At 60.9% G+C, this 17,181-nt stretch carries 19 protein-coding genes and 1 riboswitch; of the genes, 7 read left to right on the top strand and 12 right to left on the bottom strand.

Features of this window, described 5'->3' with window-relative positions; translation table 11 throughout:
• Positions 1-118: 118 nt before the first annotated feature.
• The 6 genes from N2A41_RS20750 to soxR form a co-directional block, all read right to left on the bottom strand.
• Positions 119-1,675, bottom strand: coding sequence for a formate dehydrogenase beta subunit (locus N2A41_RS20750; RefSeq protein WP_260109600.1), 1,557 nt, complete (start codon positions 1,673-1,675; stop codon positions 119-121).
• A complete protein-coding gene (locus N2A41_RS20755) occupies positions 1,672-2,151 on the bottom strand; it encodes a formate dehydrogenase subunit gamma (protein ID WP_162116838.1) in 480 nt (159 codons plus the stop codon). Before N2A41_RS20755 ends, N2A41_RS20750 begins: the two co-directional genes overlap by 4 nt.
• A gap of 135 nt (positions 2,152-2,286) precedes the next feature.
• Positions 2,287-3,180, bottom strand: coding sequence for a LysR family transcriptional regulator (locus tag N2A41_RS20760; protein ID WP_162116839.1), 894 nt, complete (start codon positions 3,178-3,180; stop codon positions 2,287-2,289).
• A 184-nt stretch (positions 3,181-3,364) separates the two neighbouring features.
• Complete coding sequence (locus tag N2A41_RS20765) at positions 3,365-3,712, bottom strand: ArsR/SmtB family transcription factor (protein WP_260109601.1); 348 nt, start codon at positions 3,710-3,712, stop codon at positions 3,365-3,367.
• A 104-nt stretch (positions 3,713-3,816) separates the two neighbouring features.
• Complete coding sequence (locus N2A41_RS20770) at positions 3,817-4,587, bottom strand: SDR family NAD(P)-dependent oxidoreductase (protein WP_260111082.1); 771 nt, start codon at positions 4,585-4,587, stop codon at positions 3,817-3,819.
• A 117-nt stretch (positions 4,588-4,704) separates the two neighbouring features.
• Positions 4,705-5,169, bottom strand: a complete 465-nt coding sequence (soxR, locus tag N2A41_RS20775; RefSeq protein WP_260109602.1) for a redox-sensitive transcriptional activator SoxR — start codon at positions 5,167-5,169, stop codon at positions 4,705-4,707.
• A gap of 83 nt (positions 5,170-5,252) precedes the next feature.
• Between soxR and N2A41_RS20780 the strand changes: the two genes are divergently transcribed.
• The 7 genes from N2A41_RS20780 (at position 5,253) to N2A41_RS20810 (ending at position 11,809) form a co-directional block, all read left to right on the top strand.
• The gene (locus N2A41_RS20780; protein ID WP_260109603.1) at positions 5,253-5,849 is read left to right on the top strand and encodes an NADPH-dependent FMN reductase; all 597 of its coding nucleotides are present in this window, start codon (positions 5,253-5,255) and stop codon (positions 5,847-5,849) included.
• A gap of 244 nt (positions 5,850-6,093) precedes the next feature.
• Positions 6,094-6,207: riboswitch (TPP riboswitch) on the top strand.
• Positions 6,198-6,830, top strand: a complete 633-nt coding sequence (locus N2A41_RS20785) for a YkoF family thiamine/hydroxymethylpyrimidine-binding protein (protein WP_162116843.1) — start codon at positions 6,198-6,200, stop codon at positions 6,828-6,830. (Overlaps the previous riboswitch by 10 nt.)
• Before the next feature lie 43 nt (positions 6,831-6,873).
• Positions 6,874-7,680 carry an ABC transporter permease gene (locus tag N2A41_RS20790; protein ID WP_260109604.1) on the top strand — a complete coding sequence of 269 codons (807 nt, stop codon included), beginning with the start codon at positions 6,874-6,876 and terminating at the stop codon, positions 7,678-7,680.
• Positions 7,677-8,489 (top strand): ABC transporter ATP-binding protein, encoded by an 813-nt coding sequence (locus N2A41_RS20795; RefSeq protein ID WP_260109605.1) that lies wholly within the window; start codon positions 7,677-7,679, stop codon positions 8,487-8,489. The genes N2A41_RS20790 and N2A41_RS20795 overlap by 4 nt, the downstream gene beginning before the upstream one ends.
• A gap of 67 nt (positions 8,490-8,556) precedes the next feature.
• Positions 8,557-9,567, top strand: a complete 1,011-nt coding sequence (locus N2A41_RS20800; RefSeq protein WP_260109606.1) for an ABC transporter substrate-binding protein — start codon at positions 8,557-8,559, stop codon at positions 9,565-9,567.
• Positions 9,568-9,683: 116 nt separating this feature from the next.
• The gene (locus N2A41_RS20805) at positions 9,684-10,904 is read left to right on the top strand and encodes an acyltransferase family protein (protein ID WP_260109607.1); all 1,221 of its coding nucleotides are present in this window, start codon (positions 9,684-9,686) and stop codon (positions 10,902-10,904) included.
• A gap of 167 nt (positions 10,905-11,071) precedes the next feature.
• Positions 11,072-11,809: a sugar transferase gene (locus tag N2A41_RS20810; RefSeq protein WP_222384465.1), complete on the top strand. Its 738-nt coding sequence runs from the start codon at positions 11,072-11,074 to the stop codon at positions 11,807-11,809.
• A gap of 160 nt (positions 11,810-11,969) precedes the next feature.
• On the opposite strand, the gene N2A41_RS20815 is transcribed toward N2A41_RS20810, so the two are convergent.
• From N2A41_RS20815 to N2A41_RS20840, 6 genes are read right to left on the bottom strand one after another with little or no spacing between them, the layout of a single operon-like run.
• Positions 11,970-12,377: a F0F1 ATP synthase subunit epsilon gene (locus N2A41_RS20815; protein ID WP_168347700.1), complete on the bottom strand. Its 408-nt coding sequence runs from the start codon at positions 12,375-12,377 to the stop codon at positions 11,970-11,972.
• Complete coding sequence (locus N2A41_RS20820) at positions 12,377-12,616, bottom strand: hypothetical protein (protein WP_260109608.1); 240 nt, start codon at positions 12,614-12,616, stop codon at positions 12,377-12,379. The genes N2A41_RS20815 and N2A41_RS20820 overlap by 1 nt, the downstream gene beginning before the upstream one ends.
• A complete protein-coding gene (gene atpD, locus N2A41_RS20825; RefSeq protein ID WP_222384463.1) occupies positions 12,616-14,052 on the bottom strand; it encodes a F0F1 ATP synthase subunit beta in 1,437 nt (478 codons plus the stop codon). The genes N2A41_RS20820 and atpD overlap by 1 nt, the downstream gene beginning before the upstream one ends.
• Positions 14,053-14,075: 23 nt before the next feature.
• Positions 14,076-14,960: a F0F1 ATP synthase subunit gamma gene (locus N2A41_RS20830; protein WP_260109609.1), complete on the bottom strand. Its 885-nt coding sequence runs from the start codon at positions 14,958-14,960 to the stop codon at positions 14,076-14,078.
• A gap of 28 nt (positions 14,961-14,988) precedes the next feature.
• Complete coding sequence (gene atpA, locus N2A41_RS20835; RefSeq protein WP_018482655.1) at positions 14,989-16,518, bottom strand: F0F1 ATP synthase subunit alpha; 1,530 nt, start codon at positions 16,516-16,518, stop codon at positions 14,989-14,991.
• A complete protein-coding gene (locus tag N2A41_RS20840) occupies positions 16,518-17,084 on the bottom strand; it encodes a F0F1 ATP synthase subunit delta (protein WP_017966273.1) in 567 nt (188 codons plus the stop codon). Before N2A41_RS20840 ends, atpA begins: the two co-directional genes overlap by 1 nt.
• Between the last annotated feature and the right edge of the window lie 97 nt (positions 17,085-17,181).

The following is a 17,181-nucleotide window of genomic DNA, read 5'->3' on the forward strand; positions in this document are numbered from 1 at the left end:
GGGGAGAAGGGAACACGCCGCAACCTCTCCGTTCCCCGCCACGTCTCGTATGGCACGTCCCCTCTCCCCGCAAGCGGGGAGAGGGTTAGGGTGAGGGGCAAAGTTTTAAAAAACCCCGTCATTCCGCCGCCTCCACCAGAGGTGCCGGCGAAAAATCCTCCGGGAAATGCGTCATGGCGCTCATCACCGGATAGGGCGTGAACCCACCGAGCGCGCAGAGCGAGCCGAACTTCATCGTGTTACAGAGATCGGCAAGCAGCGCCCGGTTCTTCTCCGGCTCGATGCCGTGCGCGATCTTGTCGGCCGTCTCCACGCCGCGCGTCGAGCCGATGCGGCAGGGCGTGCACTTGCCGCAGCTTTCGACGGCGCAGAATTCCATCGCGAAACGCGCCTGTTTCAGCATATCGGCCGTGTCGTCGAAGACGACGATGCCAGCATGGCCGATCAGCCCGTCCTTGGCGGCGAAGGCTTCGTAATCGAACGGCGTGTCGAACAGCGCCCGCGGGAAATAGGCCCCGAGCGGTCCGCCGACCTGTACGGCTTTGACCGGTCGTCCCGTAGCCGTCCCCCCACCGATCCTGTCGACGATATCTCCGAGCGAAAGACCGAAGGCCGTCTCAAAGAGGCCGCCATATCGGACATTGCCGGCGATCTGCAGCGGAATCGTGCCGCGGGAGCGGCCCATGCCGAAATCCCGATAGAAGGCGGCGCCCTTATCCATGATCACGGGCACGGAGGCGAGCGAGATCACGTTGTTGATGACGGTCGGACAGTCGAACAGCCCCTTATGCGCCGGCAGCGGCGGCTTGGCGCGCACGACGCCGCGCTTGCCTTCGAGGCTGTTGAGCAAGGCTGTCTCCTCGCCGCAAACATAGGCGCCGGCGCCGGTGCGCACTTCGATATCGAAGGCGCGGCCCGAGCCGAGCACCGATGGCCCGAGAATGCCGGCCTGGCGCGCGATGCCGACGGCCTCGGTCATGACAGCGATCGCATGCGGATATTCCGAGCGCGTATAGACGAAACCCTTCGTTGCTCCGGTCGCAAGCCCCGATATCGCCATGCCCTCGAGCAACACGAAGGGATCGCCCTCCATGATCATCCGGTCGGCAAAGGTGCCGCTATCGCCCTCATCGGCGTTGCAAACGATGTATTTGCGTTCGCCGGCGGCGTCGAGAACGGTCTTCCACTTGATGCCGGTGGGGAAGCCGGCGCCGCCGCGTCCGCGCAGGCCGGAATCGGTGACTTCCTTGACGATATCGACTGGTATCATCGAAACGGCGCGGCGAAGGCCGGCAAGACCGCCATGCGCCTCGTAATCGCCAAGCGAAAGCGGATCGATGACGCCACACCGGGCGAAGGTCAGGCGGGTTTGTTCCTTGAGGAACGGGAGGTCTTCAACCTCCCCGAGACAGAGCCGATGCTCGCCTCCATCAATCATCGCGGCATCGAACAGATCGGGCACATCCTTCGACTTCACCGGTCCATAGCCGATGCGCTTGCCGGCAACCTCGACTTCGACCAGCGGCTCCAGCCAGAACATTCCGCGCGAGCCGTTGCGCACGATCTCGGCATCGAAGCCGCGGGCGGCGATCTCCTGGGCAATCGCCTTTGCCACCTTTTCGGCCCCGAGCGCCAGCGCTGCGGCATCGCGCGGAACATATATCCTGACCGTCATCGGCGCGCCTCCGCGACGAGTTCCACCGCCGTCTGATCGTCGACCCGGCCATAGACCTCGCCGTCGAGCATTGCCGACGGCCCGCAGGCGCAGAGCCCGAGACAGTAGACCGGCTCCAGCGTCACGGCGCCGTCGAGCGTCGTCTGATGAAAATCGATGCCGAGCAGTGTCTTGACGCGCTCGGCCAGCGCATCGCCGCCCATCGACTGACAGGCTTCGGCGCGACAGAGCTTCAGCACGTGCCGGCCGGCGGGATGATCGCGATAATCGTGATAGAAGGTCACCACGCCATGCACCTCGGCACGGGAGAGGTTCAATTCCTCCGCGATGACGGGCATGGCTTCCTGCGGCACATAACCGAATTCTTGCTGAACTTCATGCAGAATGGGAAGCAGCGGCCCTTCGAGAAAGCGAAGATCGGCGACAATGGCTCGGGTGCGCGCTGCAATATCGCCTTCGGCGATATGAATGGTCATAAGGCAGCCCTCCCAGCGGCTTGCTCGTTGCGAAACAGCGGGGCTCCCCCGGCCGAGTGCTATTCCGTAACCACCATCTCAGGGAAGCAGCCGGCGATCAATAAAGCTATCTCGTTGCTTGATAGGTTTTTTCTATCAAAGCTCTTCGTCTCGCACGAGTGCCCTCGCCTCGTACAGCAAGGCTGAGACAAGCGGCGTGAAGGGCTCACGATAAGGCGCAACAAGGCCGACCAGATGATGCGCCTCCGGCTCGACAATCGGGATCATGCGGATTTCCACTGGAAATCCGAAGGATTTTGCAACGTTGCGCGGCATGATGCTCGCCCAGCGTCCAGTCCTGACATGCGAGAACAACACGATCATCGAATTGGATTCGAGCGTCGGATGCGCTGTGGCGCCCGCTTCCGTCAAGTGGCGGTTGATGATGCGGCGGTTCTGCATGTCGGCAGTCAATAGGCAAAGCCGAAGATCGCCGATCTCTCGCCAGGTCACGCTGTCGCGGTCGGACAGCGGGCTGCCTGCAGCCGTGATCAGATTATAGCGCTCGGCATAGAGGGGAACGGTCGTGACGCGGCCGAGCGGCTCGTTTTCGAGATAGGTGATGCCGGCATCGATTTCGAGGTTTTCGAGCATGCTCAGCACCTGCAGCGAATTCCGCGAGACGATCGAGAAGGTCACGCCGGGATGCCTCTCCTGAAATGGCGTGGTGATGCGCGACAGCATGGCAAGCGCGGTCGGAATGGCGGCGAGGCGGATGTGGCCGGAAAGACCGCGGCGCGCAGCGCGCATCTCCTCGCGCATGGTGCGGGCATCGCCGACGATGCGTCGGGCCCATTCGAGCACGCGCTGCCCCTCAGGCGTCAGCCCCTGGAACCGCGAACCGCGCTGCACCAGCATGACGCCAAGCTGATCCTCGAGCTGCCGGATGGCAGCCGAAAGCGTCGGCTGCGAGATCCCGCACTCCTCCGCGGCGCGGCCAAAATGCTTTTCATTGGCAAGGGCGATGAAGAATTCCAGCTTGTCGATCATCCGGTCTCCCGATCCGGCATGACATCATCCGGGTCAGTTCATCTTTGACACAGCAGCGGTGCTCCGCAAGGCCGGTCTCTAGATCAGGGTGATTTTAGGCCGATCGGCTTAAAAATCTGAATCCTGATCTAATTCAAACAAATAGAGCATGATGTCGTCCGAAAACCGCGCACAGTTTTCGGCGTCAGGCTCTAACTGTTTCTGCAGCCGGAAAAAGATCGAACAGCGATTCGAGGAAGCCAAGCACGTTGACATTGCCGATGCTGTAATAGACCAGCCGGCCCTGACGGCGCGTGTGGACCAGGCCTTCGAGCCTTAACCGCGCCAGTTGCTGCGAGACCATTGCCTGCTGTATGCCGAGGATATTTTCGATTTCACTCACCGTCCGCTCCTCGTTCGCCAGTATGCAGAGGATCAGAAGTCGCGTCTGGTGCGCTAGCGCTTTCAGCAGATCGCTCGCCTCGTCGGCTTTTCCAGCGAGTTTGTGCAATTCCTGGCCGGTGATCCCCGGCTCGGGTTTGGGCAACGGCATTCTGGATCTCGGAAGAGAGGCGATGAGGTAGATCAGCACAAATAGCATATTCGCAAATGCGAATTGGTCAAAAGTGATGAAATGCCAAAAAAGGTCCAAGCAAATCAGCAGATAAGCTGACCGCCGTTGATTTCGATCACCTGTCCGGTGATGTAGCCCGAGAGCGAGGGAGCCGCCAGGAACAGATAGGCGGGAGCGCAGTCCTCCGGCGTGCCGAGCCGCTGCAGGGGGATGGATTTTCTCGTCTGCTCAAGCTTTTCGCGGGAGGAATACCGTTCATGGAAATCCGTCTCGATCGTTCCTGGCGACACGCAATTGACGCGGATTCCGTCCGGTGCGAGCTCACGGGCAAGCGCCTTGGAATAAGTCGCAACGAAGGCTTTCGAGGCCGAATAGATCGAAGAACCGGGGCTGCCGCCGGTCAGCGCCGAAATCGAAACCGTGTTGACGATGGCAGCGGCTTCAGCCGTCTTCAATGCCGGCAGCAGCGCCCGCGTCAGCGCCACCACCGATGTTTGGTTGAGCCGCACGACCGCCTCATATTCTGCGTCGGTGAGTGTGGCAGCGGGAAAACGGCCAAGCATGGTGCCGGCATTGTTGACGAGCACATCGACCTTGTCGAAGAAGGCGAGAGCATCTTCAGCAAATTGCGCTGCCCCGCCGGCCGCGGAGAAATCGGCGTGCAGCAGCAGCGCCCGTCTTTCCGATTCAGCCGTCAGCAGGAAATCCGGCAGGTCGCGTCCCGGCTTTCGCCCGGTATGGACGATCACCCTCGCACCGCAGTCCAGGAACTGCCGGGCCACCTCAAGGCCGATGCCGCGACCGGCGCCGGTAACGACCACATTGCGATTTTCGAATAGTCTGGGATGGAACACGAAGCCGTCCTCCTCGCGGACAGTGCCGCCGGTTGCGTCATTCGCCCTTAACATATGAGCGCGCCGACCGAAAGAAAGGCGCGCATCCATCTTTCCGGCAAGGCTTCCGGCGGAAGATTAGCTTTCGGCCTCCAGAAGCCGCGCGCCTGGCCCTTCCTTGCCCAGCCGGTCGCAGGGATTGCGCAACGGACAGCTTTCGATCGACAGGCAGCCGCAGCCGATGCAGCCGGTCAGACGGTCGCGCAGCAGGCTAAGCCGCCTGATTCGCGCGTCGAGATCATCCTTCCAACGCGCCGACAGCGTCTGCCAGTCGGCGACGGTCGGCGTGCGCCCCTGCGGCAGGGACGTGAACGCCGCCTGGATTTCCGAAAGCGGAATGCCGACACGCTGCGCCACCTTGATGATGCCGAGCCGGCGAAGCACGTCGCGCCCATAGCGCCGCTGATTGCCGCGGGAGCGGATGCTCGAGATCAGCCCCTTGGTCTCGTAGAAATGCAGCGCCGAGACGGCCAAGCCGCTGCGCTCCGCCACTTCGCCGACCGTCAGGAGCTTGCCGAGCGGCGCTGCAGAAATTGTATCCATCGCCTCTTGACCTCAATATTAGTTGAGGTTTTATAACCCTTGCTCCCGCAATCGTAAAGTCCAATCCCAACAAGGAGCGACGCATGCAAACACCCACCAGGCTGGCTGTCATCTATGGGAGCACGAGAGAGGGCCGCATCTGCGACCGGCTGGTCAAATGGCTGACGCAGGAACTCCTCCGCTTCCCGCAATTTTATATCGACATCATCGACCCATTGGATTTCGCGCTGCCGGCCAACCGTGACATGACGCACCCCGAAATCGACAGGCTCGCCGGACGACTTGGCATGGCCGACGCCTTCATCATCGTCACGCCGGAATACAACCACAGCTTCACCGCCTCGTTGAAGTCGATCATCGATTTCTTCTTCGAGCCCTGGCAGGGCAAGCCGGTCGCCTTCGTTTCCTATGGCGGCATATCCGGCGGCCTGCGCGCCGTCGAACAGCTGCGGCTCGTCTTTGCCGAACTCCACGCCGTCACGATCCGCGATTCGGTGAGCTTTGCCGCACCTTGGAACCGCTTCGACACGGACGGGCGGCTCGACAATCCCGCCGATGCACTGCGTTTGCTCGATCGGATGATGGCGAGGCTGGAATGGTGGACGCGGGCACTCGTCACTGCCCGTAGCGATCGTCCTTATGCCGGAATAGAGCGCCGCGTGTCTTTTCAGACGCGCTAAGGGCGCTCTATCACTTTGAATCTGCGCATGATCCTTTCCGAAAATCGATTCCGATTTTCGGGGTTATGCGCCAGCCGCCTGAGGCAGGAAGCTCCGGTTCCGTTCCCGGCAGGTACGGAACCATTGGGAACACCCGGGCAGGACCTCCGTCCGGGTGTTTTCCGTCACCTCGGCTTCGTTCCGACCGCGCGGACGGGTTCGCAATTTTGCTGTTGCGGGGAGAAAACCCCGGTGATAGTTTCCGCGCAAATAACAGGGGAGCTCCGTATCGCCGGGGCTGAGATGTGAGGCGCAAGCCTCTGGACCCTTCAAAGCTGATCTGGGTAATGCCAGCGGAGCGAGGTTCAGATGTTCTCAGGCGCACAAGTGTCACTCTATCCGATGTCCGGCAATTTCGTCGGCATCATTCTCGATGCCGTCAAGGCGCTCGATCCCTATCGCGACCGGCTGCGCATCGAGACCGATGACATCTCCACACTGCTGGTCGGCCCGCCTGACATCCTCTTCGCCGCCATGCACGATCTTTTCGTCGCCGCCGCAAGGACCGGCGAACATTGCGTGCTGTCCGCCGCCGTTTCACGCGGCTGCCCCGGCGAGCCCGACGACGCCATCTGCGGCGTCAACCCTTCCCCCGGTCAGGCGGAGCCGCTTGCCGAGCGCATAAGAGCCGCACTTGCCGCCGTTGACATCACCACGGAGAGCGGACAGCCGACCGCTGCGCAATTCTCGCTCTACGTCATGGGCACCGGTACCCATATGGACGAGATCTATGGCTGCATCGACTTCCTGAAGCGCTCCGGCACTTTCGACCGCGCCAAAAATTTCTGCACCAGGCTTTCCGGCGATGCCAGCGCGGTCTTCGCCACCATTCGCGAGGCCTTCTTTCGCTTCGGCGACCCCGAAGGGCATGTGACCCTCGACATCACGGTGTCGGCCAATACAGCGCCGCGCGTCTTTTCGGACGCGCAAAGGACGCTATAGCACCTTGAATTTGCTCCCGACGAAAGCTTGAAATCGAACGCTGATGACACTGTCAAACCCATCGGATTCGCGCCTTGCCGCGCTCAGCGCCGCTCTCTACCGGGGCATACCCGCCTTGCTTGCCGGTTGCGTTTTTTTGGCGGCGTGGGAACTCTATGTCGATCTTTCCGGCATCAAACCATCCATCCTGCCGGCGCCCTCGCGCATCGTCATCCAGGGCTGGCTGAACCGCGAGGCGCTGATCGCCAATACCTGGCCGACGCTCGGCGCGACACTCGGAGGTTTCGCCCTGTCGCTTGGCTTCGCCTTCGCCGCCTCGATCCTCATGGATTTCATGCCCTTCATGCGCCGGGCATTGCTGCCGATCTTCATCACCAGCCAGACCCTGCCGCTGGTGGCGATCGCGCCCCTCGTCGTCCTCTGGTTCGGCTTCGGCCTGTTGCCGAAGATCCTGCTGGTGGCGCTCGTCACCTTCTTCCCACTGCTCGTCGCCTTGCTGCAGGGTTATGAATCGACCGACCGTGACATCGCCGAATTGCTGAATTCGATGAAGGCGAGCCGCTGGCGCGTTTTCTGCCTGGCACGGCTCCCCTCCTCGCTGCCCTATTTCTTCGCCGGTCTGCGGATCTCGATCACTTATGCCGTGGTCGGCGCGATCTTTGCCGAATATGCCGGCGCCGCCCGCGGCCTCGGCATCTATATCCTCAATGCCAAGAACAATTTTCGCCCCGATCTCGTGCTCGCCGCCGTTATCGTCAGCGCCGTGCTGACACTCTGCCTCTTCGCAGCGACGCTGATCATCCAGCGCCTCGTCATGCCCTGGCAACCAGCCGGGGAGCGGCGGCGATGAGCGATAGAATGGTTGAACTCAGCAATATCTCGAAGTCCTTCGACGGCATGAAGGTGCTGGACGATATTTCGCTCGCTGTCGAGAGCGGCGAGTTCGTTTCGATCGTAGGCCCATCCGGCTCCGGAAAATCGACGGTCCTTCGATTGCTGACACAGGCGCTTCGGCCCGATTCCGGCACTATGCTCTTCAACGGCACGCCGCTGGAACAGGCGCCGCATTCCTTTGCGTTCATGCCGCAGCGCGATGCGCTGATGCCTTGGCGCCGGATCATCGACAATGCGGCACTCGGCCTTGAGGTGCACGGTATGAGCCGCCGCGCGGCCCGCGCCGCCATCGCGCCTCTGTTCGAGCGCTTCGGCCTCGCCGGCTTCGAGCATCGCTACCCCTCCGAACTGTCCGGCGGCATGCGCCAGCGCGCCGCGCTGCTGCGCACCGTCGTCCAGACCCAGGACATGCTGCTGCTCGACGAGCCTTTCGGCGCGCTGGACGCGCTGACACGCATGCAGATGCAGGAATGGCTGCAGGGCATGTGGACCGAACATCGCTGGACGGCGCTGCTGATCACCCACGACGTTCGCGAGGCCGTGTTCCTCTCCGACCGGATCTACGTACTTTCGGCCCGTCCGGCGCGTATCATCCGCGAATTCCGCGTTCCCCTGCCCCGTCCGAGAAGCATTGCCGATCTCGGCTCTCCGGCGGCCCAGGCGATCGAAACCGAAATCCTGCAAACCCTGCTTCATCCGCTGGAACAGGATGATTTTGGGCCGGTCGGCCTAAAATCTGAATCCTGTTCTAATTTAAAGAGTTAGAGCATGATGTCGTCCGAAAACCGCTCACACTTTTCGGCATCATGCTTAGAGACCTGAGGAGGTCACCATGCTGCTTCTCACCCGTCGCCAGACGATCTTCGCCGCCATCGCGGCAAGCCTCGCCGGCCGCACCGCCTTCGCCCAATCGGCGCCCGCAAAGGTCCGCATGGCGCTCGACTGGACACCCAACACCAACCATATCGGCATCTATGTCGCCAAGGCGAAGGGCTTCTATGCCGATGCCGGCCTCGATGTCGAAATTCTTCCCTTCACCGATACCAGCGCCGGAACGCTGGTGTCCAACGGCGTTGCCGATTTCGGCATCAGCAGCGAGATCGAAACCCTCACGCAACGCGCTGGCGGCGGTGACGTGAAGATGGTCTACGGCGTCGTCCAGACGGAAACCGCACGCCTGATCTTCAAGGGCGGACGCGACGACATCAAGAGCCCGAAAGACCTCGACGGCAAGACCTATGGTGGCTTTGGCGGCACCTGGGAGAGCGCGCTGATTTCCGCGATGATCCGCAATGACGGCGGCAAAGGCGACGTCAAGACCGTCACCCTCGGCACCTCCGCTTACGAGGCGCTGGACAATGGCTCGATCGATTTCACGCTGGAGATCTACACCTGGGAAGGCATCGCCGCCGAACTGGAAAATCGGAAGATCGGCCGCTTCCACTATTCCGATTATGGCATTCCCGACGAGCAGACGACGGTCATCGTCTCCAGCGACGCCTATCTCTCCGCAAGTCGGGAGCACGCCCGCGCCTTCATCCAGGCGACACGAAAGGGTTATGCCTATTCGGTCGACCATCCCGACGAAGCCTGCGACCTGCTGATCGCTGGAAGCAACGGCGCGCTGATGAATACGGAACTGATAAAGGCTTCTCAGAAGGCATTGATCGAGGGGCACTTCCTAAAATCCGAGGCCGGTGTGATCGGTACGATCGACTCGGCAAAGGCCGACGCCATCGGCGGCTTCCTGGTCGAAAACGGCATTCTGGTCGATGCCAATGGCGCCGCACTCAAAGAGAAGCCGGATTTTTCCACCTATTATACCAATGAACTCCTCGCCTGAGCCCGCCCCGGCCTTGCCCGTCGCGGCTTTCCGCTGCAGAGTCCGAGACCCGGAGCATGATGTCATCCGAAAACCACTCACACTTTTCGGCATCATCTGGGCAGGGCGGGAACAAGATGCGACAACAGGAGAGACTGGCCGGAGCGGACTTTCTGCGCGCGACGGCCTGTCTGCTGGTGCTCGCCCACCACCTCACGCTGCGGCTGGATATGCGCAGAATTCCCGACGAGTTGGCACCGACTGCACATATCCTCCGCTTCGGCAATTTCGGCGTCGCCATCTTCTTCGTGCTCAGCGGCTTTCTTCTTGCCCATCCCTTCTGGCGCGCGCTCGACGCCGGAAGCGCCATGCCGAGCCTCCGGCATTACGCGATCCGCAGGGCGGCGCGCATCGCTCCGGGCTTCTGGTTCGCCGCCACCATCGGCTTCGCCCTCAGCCTGACGCTGCTTGCCTTGCCGCTGACGCCGGAGCTTGTGCTCCGCTACGTCTCCGGGCTGCTGTTCATGAGCCAGTGGCATTGGCGCACCTTGTTTCCTGTCGAAGCCGACGGCCCGCTCTGGTCTATTCCCTTCGAGGTCACCAGCTATGTGCTCCTGCCGGTCTGCTTCCTCCTGCTGTTTCGTTTGCCCGTCCTGAGGCAGCGCCCGTTGCTTGCCCGCTTCGCCTGGCTTTGCGTCATCACCACCGTACTTCTCGCCCATGTGCTGATCCTGATCTTGCTTCCGCTCGACGACATCGGACGCGGCTGGCAGTACGGCCTGCAGGGCGGGGCGAAGGAATGGATGCCGAGATATAATCCGATCGGCTTCTTTGCCGTCTTCGCGCTCGGCGCGCTTGCCGCGGGCATCGAGGTCATGCTGCCAACAAGGCGCTCCTCCTGGTTCGATGTTGCATCGCTCCTGGCCCTCGCCGTTGCCGGCTACCGCCTCGTGATATCGCCCGGCGGCTCCGCCGAAGCTTACGGCTGGCTCGAAATCCCCTACGGTTTTCCGCTCTTTCCGCTGGCGGTCGCAACGGCGCTCGTTTCGCTCAGCCACTCGCAACACCTGGGCAGGCTGCTCGACAACGCTCCCGTCCGCTACATCGCAAAGATCTCCTTCGGCATCTATATCTGGCAGGAGATCATCCTGATATTGATCCAGAGGCTCGACTCAGGCTCGTTTGGCGTCTCCTCGGAGAATGTCGTTATCGGCTGGCTGCAATCTTGCGGGCTGGCGGCGGCGCTCATCCTTCTGGTCGCGAGCCTCAGCTACTTCCTGCTGGAAAAGCCGGCGATCGATTTCGGAAACCGGCTGACATCGGGTCAACCCATTCGGGCTACTCCTTTCAAAGTATAAATTTCCCGCAATCGCAACTACAGGCATTAAGGTTAACGCGAAATACTCCCATTTTTGGCGTCTTTAGGGTTATCAAATTTTTATTTATACCGATGACAAACGATACGTGACCCTGTATCTGTCTCACTGTTGTTCAGTACCGCATCTAAACTTCTGGACCTTGCGTAATGAATGCTTTTACTTCGAAGACGAATTCACGCTTCGATCCGTCTCAGCGTCAGGACAAAACCAAGATCCTGGTTATAGCGAACTCCAACATTCGCCAGCCGGATAGCTTTTCCCCTGTCGAAAGAAAAATGGCGGTGCGGCTGGGTGTGAAGCGGTTGATCGACATCGTCGCCTCCGTCAGCGCCCTCATGGTGCTGGCGCCGCTTTTTCTGGCAATCGCGCTTTTCATCAAATTCGACGATGGCGGTCCGGTGTTTTTTCGCCAGATCCGCTGGGGGATGAACGGCCGCAAGATCACGGTTTTCAAGTTCCGGTCGATGCGCGCCGAAGCTTGTGATCCGAGCGGGGTTCAACAGACGGTCAAGGGCGACAGCCGGGTGACCGGCATCGGCGCGGTGCTCCGCAAGACCAATATCGACGAGCTGCCGCAGCTTTTCAACGTCCTCAGGGGTGAGATGTCGCTGGTCGGCCCGCGCTGCCACGCCATCAACATGCGGGCAGCCGGCAAGCTCTACGAGGAACTGGTGCCGGACTACCATCAGCGCCACATCATGCGCCCCGGCATCACCGGTCTTGCGCAGACACGCGGTTGGCGGGGCCCGACGACGCGACCGCTGGAAGCCCGCGCCCGCATTGCCTGCGATATCTATTATGTCAGGAATTTCAGCCTGCTGCTCGACCTGAAGATACTGCTCCGGACAGTCGCCATCGAGCTGCGCGGCGGCACGGGCTTCTGAGAATGTTCCCGCATCACCGCCAGCAGTAGGCGGTCCTACAGCGCTGCGCGTCTTCATTTCAGCTCGGCCGACAGCCCGGTTTTTCCGCACACCGACAGATGACGGCAGAAACAAAAAAGCGGCCGTCGCGGCCGCTTTTCATGGATCTTACCGATTGTAGTCAATCCTGTTCAACGACACCGCGCAGATGCGTCATTTCCATGATGAAGTGCTCGAGCTTCGACTTGTGCTCATGCAGTTCGGCATGTTCGAGTTCCTCGCGGGCAGCCTCGATGCGGCGCGTCAGCTCGTCCTTCTGGAGTTCCTCGACCGGAACCGCGGATTCGGCAAGCAATGTACAGCCAGTCGGCAGGATATCGGCAAAACCGCCGAACACGACGTAATTCTGCTTCTTGCCGGAGGCCGAACGTACGCTCACGACGCCCGGCTTGATCGTCGTCATCGTCGGTGCATGGTTTGCCATGACCGTCATCTCGCCTTCAGTCGCAGGGATAACGACCTCGGTCACCATCTCCGACAGCAGCAGGCGCTCCGGCGAAACGAGCTCAAAGTTGAAATTGTCAGCCATCAGTGACTTACCTTCTCGGCTATGGCTTTCGCATCTTGCAATTTAGTCCCGCAGAACGGGCAGTGCATTATCGCTTGGTCGAGATAACCGAGCCCTTCCTCGCTTCGAACCAGACCCACCACCATCATCAGCACGCCGTTATCGGCGCGATAGACGGTCGGCGCGGCTGGTTCCGGAAGATCCGCCACGACCCCCTTCAGGAAGTCGCAGCAGAATATCTCGCCCAGCGCGTCGCTCATTAAGCAGCTGCGAGCTTCTTGGCCTTTTCGACCGCTTCTTCCATCGAGCCGACCATGTAGAAGGCAGCTTCCGGCAGGTGATCGTATTCGCCGTTGACGAGGCCCTTGAAGCCCTTGATCGTGTCTTCCAGAGCAACCAGCTTACCCGGCGAACCTGTGAAGACTTCGGCGACGAAGAACGGCTGCGACAGGAAACGCTCGATCTTGCGGGCGCGGGCGACAGCAATCTTGTCCTCTTCGGACAGTTCGTCCATGCCAAGGATGGCGATGATGTCCTGCAGGGCCTTGTAGCGCTGCAGCGTCGACTGGACCTTGCGGGCGACGTCGTAATGTTCTTCACCGACGACCAGCGGATCGAGCATGCGCGACGTGGAGTCGAGCGGATCGACGGCCGGGTAGATACCCTTTTCAGCGATCGAGCGCGACAGAACCGTCGTTGCGTCAAGGTGGGCGAACGAAGTTGCCGGCGCCGGGTCGGTCAAGTCGTCGGCCGGAACGTAAATGGCCTGGACCGAGGTGATCGAGCCAGTCGTCGTCGTGGTGATGCGCTCCTGCATCTGGCCCATGTCAGTTGCCAGCGTCGGCTGATAACCGACGGCCGACGGGATGCGGCCCAGCAAAGCCGACACTTCGGAACCTGCCTGCGTGAAGCGGAAGATGTTGTCGACGAAGAACAGAACGTCCTGGCCCTGGTCGCGGAAGTGCTCGGCGACCGTCAGGCCGGTCAGGGCGACGCGGGCGCGGGCGCCCGGCGGTTCGTTCATCTGACCGTAAACAAGTGCCGCCTTCGAGCCTTCGCCGCCGCCATGCTTGTTGACGTTCGATTCGATCATTTCATAGTAGAGGTCGTTGCCTTCGCGGGTGCGTTCACCGACGCCCGCAAAAACCGAATAACCACCATGCGCCTTGGCGACGTTGTTGATCAGTTCCATGATCAGAACGGTCTTGCCGACGCCGGCGCCACCAAAGAGGCCGATCTTGCCACCACGTGCATAAGGAGCGAGAAGATCGACGACCTTGATGCCGGTGACGAGGATCTGCCCCTCCGTCGACTGCTCGACATAGGTTGGCGCATCCTGGTGGATGGCGCGCTTGTGGGCAGTGACCAGCGGACCTGCTTCGTCGACCGGCTCGCCGATGACGTTCATGATGCGGCCAAGCGTCTCGTTACCGACCGGAACCATGATCGGAGCGCCGGTGTCGCCGACTTCCTGGCCGCGCACGAGACCGTCTGTCGAGTCCATCGCGATAGTACGGACGATGTTTTCGCCAAGGTGCTGCGCAACTTCGAGAACCAGGCGGATGCCGTTGTTGGTGGTTTCCAGCGCGTTCAGGATCTTCGGCAGTTCGCCTTCGAAAGCAACGTCGACGACGGCGCCGATAACCTGGGTGACTCTGCCGACAGAGCCGATCTTGGGGGTAGCTGCCTCAGCCATTTTCTGACCCTCTTTTCCTAGCCTCAGAGCGCTTCCGCGCCCGAAATGATTTCAATGAGTTCCTTGGTGATCTGCGCCTGACGCTGGCGGTTGTAGCTCAGCGTCAACTTGTTGATCATCTCACCGGCATTACGCGTTGCGTTGTCCATAGCGCTCATCTTGGCGCCCATCTCGCCTGCGACGTTCTCGAGGAGCGCGCGGAAGACCTGGACGGAGATGTTGCGCGGGATCAGATCTTCGAGGATCGAAGCCGGATCCGGCTCATATTCATAGACGGCGCCCGCATGGGCGGCATCCTCGGTCTGCACAGCCCCCGTCGAAGCAGGGATGAGCTGCTGCGTCGTCGGAATCTGGCTGATCACCGACTTGAACTCGGAATAAAACAGCGTGCAGACGTCGAACTCGCCGGCAGCATACATATCGATGATGCGTTTGCCGATCTGATCGGCATTCTCGAAGCCGATGCGCTTGACCTCGCGCAACTCCTTGCGCTCGATGATCAGCGACGCGTATTCGCGGCGAAGGATGTCGTAACCCTTCTTGCCGACAGTGAAGATTTTCACCGTCTTGCCCTCGGCAACCAGCCTGCGCACATGTTCGCGCGCGAAGCGCGCAATCTGCGAGTTGAAGCCGCCGCAGAGACCACGTTCTGCCGTGCACACCACCAGCAGATGAACCTGGTCCTGGCCGGTGCCTGTCATCAGCGCCGGTGCGCCATCGGCATCGGTGACGGCCTTGGCAATGTTCGCCAGAACCGCACCCATGCGCTCCGAATAGGGCCGGGCGGCCTCAGCCGCCTCCTGCGCACGCCGAAGCTTCGCCGCGGCGACCATTTTCATCGCCTTGGTGATCTTCTGCGTCGCCTTGACGGAGGCAATCCGGTTTTTCAGATCCTTAAGTGAAGGCATCCGTTATCTGTCCTAACTTAGGGCCCGATTACGAGAAAGACTTTGCGAAGCTATCGAGAGCAGCGGTGAGCTTGCCCCTGGTATCATCGCTGACTACCTTTTCCGTGCGGATCGCGTCGAGGATGGCAGAGCCTTCCGAACGCAGGTACGAGAGGAAGCCCTGCTCGAACTTGCCAACCGAAGCGACCGGCAGCTTGTCGAGATAGCCGTTGACGCCTGCAAAGATCACGGCGACCTGTTCTTCCGTCTTCAGCGGCGAGAACTGCGGCTGCTTCAGGAGTTCGGTCAGGCGTGCGCCGCGGTTCAGCAGGCGCTGCGTCGCAGCGTCGAGGTCCGAACCGAACTGGGCGAAGGCGGCCATTTCGCGATACTGGGCAAGTTCGCCCTTGATCGAGCCGGCGACCTGCTTCATCGCCTTGATCTGCGCCGCCGAGCCGACGCGGGAAACCGACAGGCCGACGTTCACGGCCGGACGGACACCCTGGTAGAACAGGTCGGTTTCAAGGAAGATCTGGCCGTCAGTGATCGAGATCACATTGGTCGGAATGAAGGCCGACACGTCGTTGCCCTGCGTTTCGATGACCGGCAGAGCGGTCAGCGAACCGGCGCCCTGGTCGTCGTTCATCTTCGCAGCACGCTCGAGCAGGCGCGAGTGCAGGTAGAAAACATCGCCCGGATAGGCTTCGCGGCCCGGCGGGCGGCGCAGCAACAACGACATCTGGCGGTAGGACACCGCCTGCTTGGACAGGTCGTCGTAACCGATGAGCGCATGCATTCCGTTATCGCGGAAATATTCGCCCATGGCGCAGCCGGCAAACGGAGCCAGGTACTGCAACGGCGCCGGATCGGAAGCAGTGGCGGCGACGATGATCGAATATTTCAGTGCGCCGCGCTCTTCGAGCACCTTGACGAACTGAGCGACGGTCGAGCGCTTCTGGCCGACGGCGACGTAGACGCAGTAAAGCTTTTCACCTTCCGGACCGTTGTCGTGAATGGCCTTCTGATTGAGGAAGGCATCGAGAAGGATCGCGGTCTTGCCGGTCTGGCGGTCGCCGATAACCAGCTCGCGTTGGCCGCGGCCGATCGGAATCAGCGCATCGATGGCCTTGAGGCCGGTCGACATCGGCTCATGAACCGATTTGCGCGGAATGATGCCGGGAGCCTTGATGTCGACGCGCGAACGGCGCGTCGCGTTGATCGGGCCCTTGCCGTCGATCGGATTGCCGAGCGCGTCGACGACGCGGCCGAGCAGCTCTGGGCCGACCGGAACGTCGACGATGGCGCCGGTCCGCTTGACGGTGTCGCCTTCCTTGATGTCGCGGTCGGCACCGAAGATGACGACGCCGACATTGTCGGCTTCAAGGTTCAGCGCCATGCCGCGGATGCCGCCTGGGAACTCAACCATTTCACCGGCCTGGACATTGTCCAGACCATAGACACGAGCGATACCGTCACCGACGGAGAGAACCTGGCCGACTTCCGAGACTTCTGCCTCTTTGCCGAAATTTTTAATCTGGTCTTTGAGAATTGCGGAAATTTCCGCGGCGCGGATATCCATCAGCCAACCTCTTTCAATGCGAGCTTAAGGGTAGAGAGTTTGGTACGAAGAGACGTATCAATCTGACGGGACCCGACCTTCACGATCAGACCACCAAGAATTGACGGATCAACCGTGACGGCAATCGTCACGTCTTTGCCGGTAACGCTCTTGAGTGCCACCTTCAATTCGGTTTCTTGCGCTTGCGAAAGCGCATGTGCCGAGGTGACCTCGGCGGAGATTTCACCGCGATGGTTCGCGGCGATGATGCGGAAGGCCTTGATCATGCCCGGCAGGGCGAACAGGCGGCGGTTGCGCGCCACGACCTTCAGGAAATTGGCGAAGAAACCGCTGATGCCGGCCTTCTCGCTGATGGCGACGATTGCCTTCAGCTGATCTTCGGCTGAAAAAACCGGGCTTGCGACGAAGCGCTTCAGGTCGGCGCTCTCATCCAGCATCGCCTGGAAACGGTCAAGATCGGCGGTGACGCTGTCGACGGCGCCCTGCTCGAGCGCCAGTTCGAAAAGCGAAGAGGCATAGCGTTCTGCAACACCAGAAGTAAGCTGGGACGTGTCTGCCACTGGCACAAATTTCCCTGATTTCAACCCAAAATCCGGCTCTCGGCGGGCGCCGAACCTATGATCTTGAATTCGTTTTGATTTCCCCCAGAAATCACAAGAGAAG

The organism is Rhizobium sp. SRDI969, from assembly GCF_025152725.1.
Classification (GTDB): Bacteria; Pseudomonadota; Alphaproteobacteria; order Rhizobiales; family Rhizobiaceae; genus Rhizobium; species Rhizobium leguminosarum_I.